We start from the raw sequence: 13,030 nt of genomic DNA on the forward strand, positions 1-13,030 counted from the left end.
AAATTAATTCCATAAAAAAACCATCAGTTTTCACTGATGGTTTTTTTTATATTCAAATTTGAAGAATTAGATTTTAAATCTTTTTCTATCATTTTCAGTTAAATAAATTTTTCTCAAACGAATAGTTTTTGGAGTAACCTCAACATATTCATCTTTTTGAATGTATTCTAAAGCTTCCTCTAATGAGAAAATAATTGGTGGAATAATTCTAGCTTTTTCATCATTTCCAGAAGAACGAACGTTAGATTGTTTCTTAGCTTTTGTTACGTTAATACACATATCATCACTTCGAGAATTTTCTCCAATAACTTGACCTTCGTAAATTTCATCATTTGGATTAACGAAGAATTTACCACGATCTTGTAATTTATCGATAGAATAAGGAATTGCTTTTCCATTTTCCATAGAGATTAACGAACCATTGTTTCTTCCTGGAATCTCTCCTTTGAATGGTTCATAACCTATGTAACGATGTGACATAATTGCTTCACCAGCAGTAGCAGTAAGTAATTGATTTCTCAAACCAATAATTCCACGTGATGGAATATTAAATTTAACAATCATACGCTCACCTTTACCTTCCATCGAAAGCATTTCACCTTTACGGATAGAAACAAATTCAACGGCTCTACCTGAAAGATTTTCTGGTAAATCAATTGTCAATTCTTCAATTGGCTCACATTTTTTACCATCAATTTCTTTGATAATAACTTGTGGTTGACCAATTTGTAATTCGTATCCTTCTCTTCTCATTGTTTCAATAAGAACCGATAAGTGAAGTACTCCACGACCAAAAACCATAAATTTATCAGCAGAATCAGTTTCACCCATACGCATTGCAAGGTTTTTCTCTAACTCTTTTGTCAATCTATCTCTAATGTGTCTTGAAGTAACAAACTTCCCTTCTTTACCAAAGAAAGGCGAATCGTTAATTGTGAACAACATACTCATTGTTGGCTCATCAATAGCAATAGTTTGTAAAGCCTCTGGATTTTCAAAATCTGCAATAGTATCACCAATTTCAAAACCTTCAACACCAACAATAGCACAAATATCACCAGCTATAACTTCTTGTACTTTTTTACGACCTAAACCTTCAAAAGTATGTAATTCTTTAATTCTCGATTTCATTACAGAACCATCTCTTTTTACTAAAGAAATTGGCATACCTTCTTTCAATACTCCTCTTTCTAATCTACCAATCGCAATACGACCTGTAAATGAAGAGAAATCTAAAGAAGTAATTAACATTTGTGGTGTACCTTCAGAAACCTTTGGCGCAGGAACATGTTCTACAACCATATCTAATAAAGGCTCAATATTATCTGTCATATTTTCCCAATGATCAGACATCCAATTGTTTTTAGCTGAACCATAAACCGTAGGAAAATCCAACTGCCATTCTTCTGCACCCAATTCAAACATTAAATCAAAAACTTTTTCATGCACTTCTTCAGGTGTACAATTTTCTTTATCAACTTTATTAATAACCACACATGGTTTTAATCCTAAGTCAATAGCTTTTTGCAACACGAAACGAGTTTGAGGCATAGGACCTTCAAATGCGTCTACTAAAAGACAAACTCCGTCAGCCATATTTAATACACGTTCTACTTCACCACCAAAATCGGCGTGACCTGGAGTATCAATAATGTTAATTTTTGTTCCTTTATACGAAACAGAAACGTTTTTAGAAGTAATAGTAATACCTCTTTCACGCTCTAAATCGTTGTTGTCAAGAATTAGGTCACCTGTGTTTTCATTTTCGCGAAAAAGCTGACAATGATACATAATTTTGTCAACCAAAGTAGTCTTACCGTGGTCAACGTGGGCAATAATTGCAATGTTTCTGATAGATTCCATCTGATTTTTTTAGAATGTGCAAAGGTACACTTTATTTTGATATAAAAAACCTTGCTTACAAGAGTTTACATTTTAATAACTATTATTACTTGAATGTTTAAAAATTTGATTATTTTTTTGATAAAAAAGATGGTTTCATTATTTTTTTTTTATTTTTGAGTAATGAAAAGTTTTTTTTACAAAAGTATAGTAATTTATTTCCTAATAATCCTCATTTTGGCTTTAATAAGCCACTACTATATTGTAAACTTCATTTCTGTTAATGATCAATTATTTTACAGTCTTTATATTTTTATCTTTCTAATTATTTGCTCACCAATAGCTTTAATAATTATTTTTAAGACAATTGATAAAAAAAATAATGATTCTATTACCAACTTAAAAAGAATCAACAAAGACCTTTATGAATCAAATGAAAGATATGATATAGTTGCCAAAGCAACCAGTGATACTATTTGGGATTGGGATATTAAAACTGGTGGTTTCATTTGGAACAAAGGAATACAAGGCGTTTTTGGTTACAAAAAAGAAGATGTAGGAGATAATCTTCAGTGGTGGTTCGAAAAAATTCATCCAGAAGACAGCTTAAAAATGTCGGTAAAACTTTATTCATTCATTGAACAGAAAACTGAAAAATGGCAAGATTATTACAGATTCATGTGCGCCGATGGAACTTATAAATATGTTTTCGATAGAGGCTTTTTAGTAATGGATGATGACAGAAATGTAATTCGTATGATAGGTGCTATTCAAGATATCACCAAACAAAAAGAAGAAGAACAAAGATTAAAACTGTTAGAAACCGTTATTACTCAAACAAAAGACACCGTAATAATTACAGAAACAAGTAATACAGAAAAAGAACAACCAAAAATTGTTTTTGTCAATCCTGCATTTTCAAAAATGACAGGATATAAATCAAAAGAAGTAATTGGAAAAAATGCTACTATTTTGATGAATAAATTTAGTGTTAGGAATGATATAAAAAAATTAGCCGAAGTCATTAAAAAGAAAGAAGAATTTACTTTTGAAGCACTAAATAAAAGAAAAAACGGCGAGCAATATTGGGTAAATCTTACAATGATTCCTATTACTAACAAAGATAATCAACATTCTCATTGGATTTCAATACAAAGAGATATTTCAGTCGAAAAAGAACGTGAAAAAGAACGTGAACATCTTATTAGCGAACTTACACAAAACAACAAAGATCTGAAGCAGTTTTCATATATAACTTCACATAATCTTAGAGCTCCACTATCTAATCTAACTGGACTATTAAATCTAGTTGAGGATATTCCTATAGAAAATCAAGAATTAAAAGAAATCATTAGTGGTTTTTCTAAATCTACACACCAACTTAATGAAACCATAAATGATTTAGTAAATGTGATTATCATCAAAGATAGTCCATCTATTCAAAAAGAAGGTATTGTCATTAAGGATGTATTTGAAAATGTTTTTAATCAATTAAGTTTTTTAATTGGAGTAAAAAAACCAATTATCAAAATGGATTTAAATAAGGATCAAATAGTTTACTTAAACAAATCTTACATTGAAAGTATTTTATTAAATTTGATGTCAAATTCGTTACGTTATTGTGATCCAATTAGACAATTAAAAATTTCAATCGCTTCAAAAAAAGTGGGAAATGAAACAATTATCACATTCAAAGATAACGGAATTGGAATTGATTTAGAAAGAAATAAAGATAAAGTATTTGGATTATACCAAAGATTTCATGACTATCCAGATAGTAAAGGATTAGGCTTGTACTTAGTAAAATCTCAAGTAGAATCAATGGGAGGCACTATTAGTATTGATAGCACAGTTGGAGTTGGAACTACTTTCACAATAATTTTTAAAAACAATAAAGATGTATAATAAAATATTATGTGTTGATGACGATCCCATAACACTTATGCTGTGTAAAAAAGTAATTGAAAAATCTGATTTTTCTAAACAAATAGATACAGCACACAATGGTGAAGATGCACTTAAATATTTTGACAACTTAAAAAATAGTTTAGAAGAAGATAACAACATTATCCTACCTCAACTTATGTTTTTAGATTTAAATATGCCTGTAATGGGAGGATGGGAATTTCTTGATATATTCTCCGAAAACAAGTATCACGATTTTTTCCCTGAACTAAAAGTAATTGTATTATCCTCTACTATTGACCCTAGAGATATAGAAAAATCAAAGTCTTACTCAATGGTTATCGATTTTCTATCCAAACCTATTACCAAAGAAATGCTTTACTCCTTTAGCAACAATACACAATAAAAAAAGCTTCCAAATTGGAAGCTTTTTTTATTTTATCATAATTAAAACATTACAGTTTTGCAACATGTTTAGTTAACTTAGATTTTAAGTTTGACGCTTTGTTGTCATGAATAATGTTTTTCTTAGCTAGTCTATCAATCATAGAGATTACACTAGATAATTTTGAAGAGGCATCAGATTTATCAGTAGCTAATCTTAATGCTTTTATTGCATTACGAGTAGTTTTGTGCTGATATCTATTTAACACTCTTTTCTTTTCGTTACTTCTAATTCTTTTTAAAGCTGACTTATGATTTGCCATTTTTTCCTTTTTTTAATTGTAATAATTGTTATAAACTACTAGTTAAAAAAGAAAAACCTCCCACAACTTAATTTAAAGTCACTTTGGTTTTAACTAATAAAATAATAACAGAGACACCAATTATTATTTTACAAAACTTATTTACAACTAATTTTGTAGCCCGTAGGGGAATCGAACCCCTCTTACATGGATGAAAACCATGCGTCCTAACCGATAGACGAACGGGCCAATATCATCCTTCGTTAATCTTTATTTTCAGTAAACTGAACTTGTAGCCCGTAGGGGAATCGAACCCCTCTTACATGGATGAAAACCATGCGTCCTAACCGATAGACGAACGGGCCATTACATTATTTTGTAATGCGAGTGCAAAAATACAACTATTTTTAATTCACGCAATAGTAGTAAGCACTTTTTTTAATAATTTTTTAATATGCTTTTGCAAACAACACTCTACCAGTAGATTTAGCTCCAGAAAAAATACATTTTCCATCCTCTTCCACTCTATCTAATGGGATACATCTGATGGTAGCTTTAGTCAAATATTTAATTTTTTCTTCTGTTTCTGGTGTTCCATCCCAATGAGCCGAAATAAAACCTCCTTTATTTTCTAATACATCTTTAAATTCTTCGAAAGAATTAACCTCTGTTATATGAGCAGTTCTGTAATCTATAGCTTTTTGGAATAAATCTTTTTGAATTGTATCTAACAAATCACTTACATAAGTAACAATTTCTTCTTTAGAAACTACTTCTTTAGTTAGTGTATCTCTTCTTGCTACCTCAAAAGTTCCGTTTTCAAGATCTTTCGGTCCAACCGCTATCCTTACAGGGACTCCTTTTAATTCCCATTCTGCAAATTTGAATCCTGGTTTTTGAGTAGTTCTATTATCATATCTGATAGAAATATTCAATTTTTTGAATTGAGCCATCAAACCATTTACAACTTCAGATATTTTTTCAAATTCATCATCCGTTTTAAAGATTGGAACAATAACAACTTGTATTGGAGCTAAATTTGGTGGCAAAACCAATCCATTATCATCAGAATGAGTCATAACTAATGCTCCCATTAAACGGGTAGATACACCCCAAGATGTTCCCCAAACATATTCTTGCTTTCCTTCTTGATTAGCATATTTAACATCAAAAGCTTTAGCGAAATTTTGCCCTAAAAAATGTGAAGTTCCTGCTTGAAGTGCCTTCCCATCTTGCATTAATGCCTCAATACAATAGGTTTCTTCTGCACCAGCAAATCGTTCAGTTTCAGTTTTTAATCCTTTTATTACAGGAATAGCCATGAAATTTTCTGCAAAATCTGCATAAACATTCATCATTTTTTCAGACTCTTCAATAGCTTCTGCCTTGGTAGCATGTGCTGTATGACCTTCTTGCCACAAAAACTCAGCAGTTCTTAAAAACAAACGCGTTCTCATCTCCCAACGAACCACATTTGCCCATTGATTTATCAGTAAAGGCAAATCTCTATAGGATTGAACCCATCCTTTATAAGTAGACCAGATGATAGCTTCACTTGTAGGACGAACAATTAATTCTTCTTCCAATTTAGCATTAGGATCTACAATTAATTTACCTGGACGTGTCTCATCATTTTTTAAACGATAATGAGTAACAATGGCACATTCTTTTGCAAAACCTTCAGCATTTTTTTCTTCAGCTTCAAACATACTCTTAGGAACAAATAAAGGAAAATAGGCATTACTATGTCCTGTTTCTTTAAACATTCTGTCTAATTCTGCTTGCATTTTTTCCCATATTGCATAACCGTATGGCTTAATTACCATACAACCTCTTACACCTGAGTTCTCCGCTAAATCTGCTTTAACTACAAGTTCGTTATACCATTTGGAATAATCCTCTTCTCTTTTTGTTAAGTTCTTACTCATAATGAATAGTTTGGCATAAAAATTGTTTAACTTATTTTAACTAAATAGTTCGGCAAAACTAACTATTTTTGTAATGTCCAACAATAAAAAAGCTATAGATATGAAAACAAATTATTTTTTTACCAAAAAAATCTCCATTTATTCTGTATTTGGAGTTTTAGCATTAATTGGAACTTCTTGTGGTTCATACCAAAACACTTCATATTATGATAATGATGGAATTTATGGTTCTACCGACAATAAACCTAAACAAACTGAAGAATCGAAAGCTAACAGTGCTTATTATAAAGAATACTTTAGTTCTTTAAAGCAAGAAAGTGAGGAGGTTTTTACAGATGTTGAAACTTACTCGTCTTATAATGATACCGTTTCAAGAAATCAATCTCAAACTGAAGTAAACTATGCTGGCTGGGGATCTAACAATTCTGAAAATATTATCGTTAATGTTTATGACAATGGTTGGGGTTGGAACAACTGGGGTTGGAACAACGGTTGGGGTATGAATAATTGGGGCTGGAATAACTGGGGTTGGAACAACGGTTGGGGCTGGAATAATTGGTACGGTCCAGGATGGGGCTGGAACAACTGGGGTTGGAACAACGGTTGGAGCTGGAATAATTGGTACGGACCAGGATGGGGTTGGAATAATGGTTGGTATGGAAATGGTTGGGGTTGGAATAACGGATGGAATGGTAATAATTATGCTTTTTCTAACGGAAGAAGAAACACCAATTACAATAACAATATAAATAATGGTTTGGGAAATAGAAGAGTCTCTAATATAGGAAATACCAGAAATACAAATACTATAAGAAGTAGTTATCAAACTGATGGAGTTAGACGTACTAATACTACTGTTAGAAATCCAAATACGACTAGAAATGATTCTCAAACTGGCGGCGTAAGAACTACTAGTCCTACTAGAAATGATAACAACACTGTTAGACCAACTACAAGTCCTGTTAGAACTAGCACAAACACTAGAAGTTATGATAGTCCAAGATCTTACTCTCCAAGTCCAAGTAGCGGTGGAGGTGGTAGCTTCGGCGGTGGAGGCGGTGGAGGTAGATCGTCTGGCGGAGGTAGAAGATAATTATCAATCTAAAGTAAAAATTTATGAAATCGCCATTAACAACAAGGTTGCATAAGCAAACACCAATAAATAAAAGGCGATAACATATATGACAACTAATAAACAACTTTTACATATATGAAAAAGATATTTGCAATTGCGATAGCAACATTAGCTGTCTCAACAATACAAGCACAAGATATAAACGATGCCTTACGTTATGGTCAAACTGATTTGAACGGAACTGCACGCTTTAGAGCAATGGGTGGCGCTTTTGGAGCATTAGGTGGTGATTTTTCTTCACTTAATGTAAATCCAGCAGGTTCTGTAATATTTGCTAACAATCAAGTGGGATTAACTCTAAGCAATTTTAATATTAAAAACAATTCCAATTATTTCGGAAATAAAACTTCTGAAAATGATAATAGTTTTGATTTAAATCAGGCTGGTGCCGTTTTTATATTTGAAAATGGAAGTGCTAAAAGCGATTGGAAGAAATTCTCCATAGCTATAAATTATGAAAATGCTAGAAATTTAGATAACTCGTTATTTTCATCTGGAGTAAATAGACAAAATTCAATAGATAATTACTTTTTAAGTTATGCCAATGGTGTGCCCTTTGGAAACTTAAATAGTTTTAATTATGAGGATTTATTTTTTAACGAACAACAAGCTTATCTAGGGTATAATTCGTATATAATTGATCCTTTAAACACAACAAACAACAATATAGAATATTTCACTAATATAGCTGGTGGCGGAAATTACTATCAAGAAAATTCTATAGAAAGTGTTGGTTATAATGGAAAACTTACTTTTAACGCAGCTACAGAATATAAGGATAAATTCGCTTTTGGTATTAATTTAAACTCACACTTTATTGATTATAGACAATCTTCGAGCTTTTTTGAAGCTAATGATAATCCAAGATACGCTGTTGGGTCTACAGTAGATAGAGTTCGTTTTAACAACCAACTTTATACCTACGGAACAGGTTTCTCTTTCAATATTGGAACAATTTTTAAACCAACTAAAGAAGTAAGATTAGGTCTGGCTTATGAATCTCCTACGTGGTATCGACTTAACGATGAATTATCTCAACGAGTTGTAACTTCAGGTTATGGATTGAATGCTACTCAAGATAATACTTTGTATTCTACTCAAATTACAGACCCTAACGTAACTATGATTTTTCAACCTTATAAACTACAAACTCCAGGAAAATGGACTGGTAGTTTTGCTTACATCTTCGGAAAAAAAGGATTGATAAGTCTTGATTATTCTATGAAAGATTACAGTAACATGGAGTACAGACCTCAAAACGATTTCCCTAATGAAAACAGATCAATGAGAAACTTGTTAACAACCTCAAGTGAAGTTAGATTGGGTACAGAATATAAAATCAAAAAACTAAGCTTAAGAGGTGGTTACCGTTGGGAACAAAGCCCTTATAAAAATGGTAATGCTATTGGTGATTTAACAGGTTATTCTGGTGGATTAGGATATAATTTTGGTTCAACTAAAGTTGACTTAGCTTACGCTCATGCTAAAAGAAATTACAATTTACAATTCTTCTCGCAAGGACTTGTTGATCCAGCAAGAATTGAAAATATAACAGATAATGTAACTCTTACTGTAATATTTGAATTATAATCTGATAAAAAACATTTTAAAAAACCATTCGATTTTCGGATGGTTTTTTTATGGAATAATCTTCAAATGAAATTCATAGTTTCTGAAACAACTTCAAATTAATTATTGTAATTTTGCTCCCGAACTGTCGGGACCAATTAAATTAAGGTATGAGAACCAAATCGTTAAAGAAAAACAAAATCAATGTCATTACACTAGGATGTTCTAAAAACACTTACGATAGTGAGGTTTTAATGGGACAATTGAAAGCTAGTGGCAAAGATGTTGTGCATGAACAAGAAGGAAATATTGTAGTAATAAACACTTGTGGTTTTATTGATAATGCTAAGGCAGAATCTGTAAATACTATTTTGGAATATGCAGATAAAAAAGAACGAGGTATTGTAGATAAAGTATTCGTTACCGGATGCTTATCTGAACGCTACCGTCCTGATTTAGAAAAGGAAATTCCGAATGTTGATCAATATTTTGGCACTACAGAATTACCTCTTCTGTTGAAAGCGCTTGGTGCTGATTACAAACACGAATTACTTGGTGAACGACTTACAACAACACCAAAAAACTATGCCTATTTAAAAATTGCTGAAGGTTGTGATAGGCCTTGTAGTTTTTGTGCCATTCCAATTATGCGAGGCAAACACGTTTCCCAATCTATTGAAAAATTGGTTAAAGAAGCCGAAGGTTTAGCAAAAAATGGTGTGAAAGAATTAATTCTAATTGCACAAGATTTAACCTATTATGGTTTGGATTTATACAAAAAACGTAATCTTGCCGAATTACTTGAAAACCTTGTGAAAGTAGAAGGAATTGAATGGATTCGATTACATTATGCCTTCCCTACTGGTTTTCCGATGGATGTATTGGAATTGATGAAACGCGAACCAAAAATCTGTAATTATATTGATATTCCGTTGCAACATATTTCTGATAAGATTTTGAAATCTATGAAACGCGGTACAACAAAAGAAAAAACTACCAAATTATTAAAAGATTTTCGTGAAGCCGTTCCTGGAATGACGATTAGAACTACATTAATTGTTGGTTATCCAGGTGAAACACAAGAAGATTTTGAAATCATGAGAGATTGGGTTCAAGAAATGAAGTTTGAACGCTTGGGTTGCTTTACCTACTCTCACGAAGAAAACACTGGTGCATTTGTTCTAGAAGATGATGTTCCTGAAGAAGTTAAAAAAGCTCGTGCTCAAGAAATAATGGACTTACAATCACAAATTTCATGGGATTTGAATCAAGAAAAAGTTGGTCAAACATTTAAATGTATTATTGATAGAAAAGAAGGTGAACATTTTGTTGGAAGAACCGAATTTGATAGTCCAGATGTAGATAATGAAGTTCTTATTGATGCTGCAAAATTCTATGTAAAAACAGGTGAATTTGTAAATGTAAAAATCATTGAAGCAACAGAATATGATTTATACGGTGAACCTGTATAATTTGAAATATTTTTTATAAATTTGACTCTCTAAACAATTTGATATGAAAACATTAAAATCAGTTTTTACAATAAGTTTACTCTTAGGCTCCATAACATTTGCATCAGCTCAATTTGGTGGAAATAGAATGAATAATGGTATGGGAATGGGAATGGGCACAAGAAACCAACAGAATATCCAAAATAACAGTAATTTTGGACGCAATGAAAAAAGTGCTGAAGAGATAGAAAAAGAAAGAGTAGAAAACATTAACAAAACTGTTGAATTTTTAAAAACAGAATTAAAATTAGATGAACTACAAATTATTGTCATCCGTAAAGAAATAGAAACTAGTTCAAAAAAGATTTATGCAGTTGTAAAAAATGATGAAATTTCTGAAGAAGACAAAACTAAAGAAATTGAAGCAATCTCTGAAAAAACCGACACAACAATAAATACTTTTTTAAATGCTGAGCAAAAAGAAAAGTATAAAAAGTTTATTGAAAATAAAAAAGAAAATTTAAACAAACTGAAAGAAAAACGATCGAGATAAAAACACAAATCACAAATAAAAAACTCCTAAACAATAAAGTTTAGGAGTTTTTCGCGTTATTAACCAACCTTATAATCAATTATGATTTTGCTACAACAGTACCTTTAAAAGTTAAAACTTTCGGATTAACATCAGCGCTTGTTGTAACGGTAACAGTTTTTGTAAATGAACCAGCAGCAGCAGCATTGTATGTAGCTTTTACATATCCAGATTTTCCTGGCGCAATAGATTCTTTAGTATAATCGGCAGCTGTACAACCACAAGCTGGTTTTACATTTGTAATGATAACTGCTTTATTACTTGTATTTTTAAATTGAAATTCAATCAATTTTGGTGTTCCTTGAGGAATTTGTCCTACGTCGATAGTTTCACTTTTCCAAGCAATAGAACCTGCTTCCGTAGTTTTTACTGTTGGAGTTTCTTCTTTAGAAATTACTGTAAATGACATTAATCCTAAAGTCAAAGCTAACATTGAAATTTTTAAAATTTTCATATTTTTATTTGTTTAAATTTGTTTTGTTTTAAAGTCCACTATAAATGAACAATACAAAGATAAGTCAACAACTATTTTACTTCTGTTAATCGATTTCAAATGTTTGTTAATGACTTGTTAACTGAAAAAAGTTGGTGCTTTTTTTTAGTAATATTACCTTTTGAAACACATCAATATTGAAAACTAAAAACCTCAACATAATAATCGTTCTCGGATTGGTTGCTACCATTGGAATATTGATAGCACAATTACTATGGACAAAAGAAGCCTTCAATTTAGAAGAAAAAAAATTCTCTCAACGCACCCATATTGCTCTTTTAGAAGTAGTTAAAAAACTTTACCAAGGGACAAATAGTGAACTTCCAATACAAAATCCGATTAAGAAAATTGCTAATGATTATTATATTGTCAATGTCGAAAACGATTTTCAACCCGATATTTTAGAACATTATCTAAAATCGGAATTTACTAAATTCAATATCAACACCGATTTTGAATATGCCATGTACAATTGTCAAAGTGATGAAATGGTTTATGGCAATTACGTTTCTTTTGGAGATAAAAAAGCGATTCAAAAATCGGTTTATTTTCCAAAGCACGAAAACTTGGTCTATTATTTTGCTGTTCGTTTTCCTGACGAAACTAGTTATTTATTGAGCTCTTTGCGTTTTTGGTTTGTGCTTTCCATTGCATTAATTATCATTTTATTGGTTTACGTATATTCCATTTACACCATTATCCAACAAAAGAAATACTCTGAATTGCAACGTGATTTCATCAACAATATGACGCACGAGTTTAAGACTCCGCTATCCTCCATCCTACTCGCTTCAACCTATTTGAACAAACAAGAAATCATTCAAAAAGATACTAAACTCGAAAAATACACCGAGATTATCATCAATCAAAGTAAAAAACTAAACAGTCATATTGAGCAAATATTAAACATTGCCAAATCGGATAATGCTCCTATGACGATGAATAAAAAAGAAATTCTATTGGTACCGATAATAATAGATGTAATTGAAAACATGCAATTAAAACATCCTAATTTATCCGTAAAAATTAATGCTGATGAAACTACCAAAATCAATGCAGATGAATTTCATTTTACCAATATCGTTTATAATCTTTTAGATAATTCTATAAAATATTGCGATGAAAACCCAACGATTTCAATTGATATTTTAGAAGATAAAAACAAAATCAAATTGGATTTTTCAGATAATGGAATTGGCGTTTCTAATAAAAATTTAAATTTTATCTTTGATAAATTTTACAGAATTCCGAGTACAAAAAGTAATGAAGTAAATGGTTTCGGTCTTGGTTTGTACTACGTAAAGAAAATCTGTACCCAACATAATTGGAAAATTTTCGCCACTAATAATGACGATAAAGGAATCACAATTTCAATTGAAATACCTAAATAACTAAGTAAATAATTCAGCATTTTTGAGGTGCTAAAATA

The 13,030-nt window shown here is 31.1% G+C and carries 11 protein-coding genes and 2 tRNA genes; 7 read left to right on the forward strand and 6 right to left on the reverse strand.

Going from position 1 to position 13,030, the window contains the following annotated elements; translation table 11 throughout:
- Nucleotides 1-66: 66 nt before the first annotated feature.
- Nucleotides 67-1,863 (reverse strand): translational GTPase TypA, encoded by a 1,797-nt coding sequence (typA, locus tag ABD766_RS07955; protein ID WP_344816172.1) that lies wholly within the window; start codon nucleotides 1,861-1,863, stop codon nucleotides 67-69.
- Between the two features lie 216 nt (nucleotides 1,864-2,079).
- Here typA and ABD766_RS07960 point away from each other — a divergent pair, with 216 nt between their 5' ends.
- Nucleotides 2,080-3,747, forward strand: coding sequence for a PAS domain-containing protein (locus ABD766_RS07960; protein WP_344816173.1), 1,668 nt, complete (start codon nucleotides 2,080-2,082; stop codon nucleotides 3,745-3,747).
- Nucleotides 3,740-4,153 carry a response regulator gene (locus tag ABD766_RS07965; protein WP_298303181.1) on the forward strand — a complete coding sequence of 138 codons (414 nt, stop codon included), beginning with the start codon at nucleotides 3,740-3,742 and terminating at the stop codon, nucleotides 4,151-4,153. Before ABD766_RS07960 ends, ABD766_RS07965 begins: the two co-directional genes overlap by 8 nt.
- Nucleotides 4,154-4,202: 49 nt before the next feature.
- Here ABD766_RS07965 and rpsT read toward each other — a convergent pair whose 3' ends face one another.
- The 4 genes from rpsT to proS all read right to left on the reverse strand — a co-directional run bounded on the left by rpsT (nucleotide 4,203) and on the right by proS (nucleotide 6,361).
- Nucleotides 4,203-4,454: a 30S ribosomal protein S20 gene (rpsT, locus tag ABD766_RS07970; RefSeq protein WP_298303183.1), complete on the reverse strand. Its 252-nt coding sequence runs from the start codon at nucleotides 4,452-4,454 to the stop codon at nucleotides 4,203-4,205.
- Nucleotides 4,455-4,610: 156 nt separating this feature from the next.
- A tRNA-Glu gene (locus ABD766_RS07975) sits at nucleotides 4,611-4,682 on the reverse strand.
- A gap of 44 nt (nucleotides 4,683-4,726) precedes the next feature.
- Nucleotides 4,727-4,798 (reverse strand) — tRNA-Glu (locus tag ABD766_RS07980).
- Nucleotides 4,799-4,882: 84 nt separating this feature from the next.
- Nucleotides 4,883-6,361, reverse strand: coding sequence for a proline--tRNA ligase (gene proS, locus ABD766_RS07985; RefSeq protein WP_344816175.1), 1,479 nt, complete (start codon nucleotides 6,359-6,361; stop codon nucleotides 4,883-4,885).
- A 100-nt stretch (nucleotides 6,362-6,461) separates the two neighbouring features.
- Between proS and ABD766_RS07990 the strand changes: the two genes are divergently transcribed.
- From ABD766_RS07990 to ABD766_RS08005, 4 genes are all read left to right on the forward strand, one after another.
- Complete coding sequence (locus ABD766_RS07990) at nucleotides 6,462-7,454, forward strand: hypothetical protein (RefSeq protein ID WP_344816176.1); 993 nt, start codon at nucleotides 6,462-6,464, stop codon at nucleotides 7,452-7,454.
- Between the two features lie 117 nt (nucleotides 7,455-7,571).
- Nucleotides 7,572-9,086 carry an OmpP1/FadL family transporter gene (locus ABD766_RS07995; protein WP_344816177.1) on the forward strand — a complete coding sequence of 505 codons (1,515 nt, stop codon included), beginning with the start codon at nucleotides 7,572-7,574 and terminating at the stop codon, nucleotides 9,084-9,086.
- Nucleotides 9,087-9,235: 149 nt separating this feature from the next.
- Nucleotides 9,236-10,537: a 30S ribosomal protein S12 methylthiotransferase RimO gene (gene rimO, locus ABD766_RS08000; RefSeq protein WP_344816178.1), complete on the forward strand. Its 1,302-nt coding sequence runs from the start codon at nucleotides 9,236-9,238 to the stop codon at nucleotides 10,535-10,537.
- 43 nt (nucleotides 10,538-10,580) lie between these two features.
- The gene (locus ABD766_RS08005) at nucleotides 10,581-11,069 is read left to right on the forward strand and encodes a hypothetical protein (RefSeq protein WP_344816179.1); all 489 of its coding nucleotides are present in this window, start codon (nucleotides 10,581-10,583) and stop codon (nucleotides 11,067-11,069) included.
- A gap of 79 nt (nucleotides 11,070-11,148) precedes the next feature.
- Here the strand turns inward: ABD766_RS08005 and ABD766_RS08010 are convergent, their stop codons facing one another.
- A complete protein-coding gene (locus tag ABD766_RS08010) occupies nucleotides 11,149-11,562 on the reverse strand; it encodes a DUF1573 domain-containing protein (protein ID WP_344816180.1) in 414 nt (137 codons plus the stop codon).
- Between the two features lie 176 nt (nucleotides 11,563-11,738).
- Between ABD766_RS08010 and ABD766_RS08015 the strand changes: the two genes are divergently transcribed.
- Nucleotides 11,739-12,992 carry a sensor histidine kinase gene (locus ABD766_RS08015; RefSeq protein WP_344816181.1) on the forward strand — a complete coding sequence of 418 codons (1,254 nt, stop codon included), beginning with the start codon at nucleotides 11,739-11,741 and terminating at the stop codon, nucleotides 12,990-12,992.
- Nucleotides 12,993-13,030 lie beyond the last annotated feature (38 nt).

Origin of the sequence: Flavobacterium cheonanense (genome assembly GCF_039539185.1) — a bacterium.
Lineage (GTDB): Bacteria > Bacteroidota > Bacteroidia > Flavobacteriales > Flavobacteriaceae > Flavobacterium > Flavobacterium cheonanense.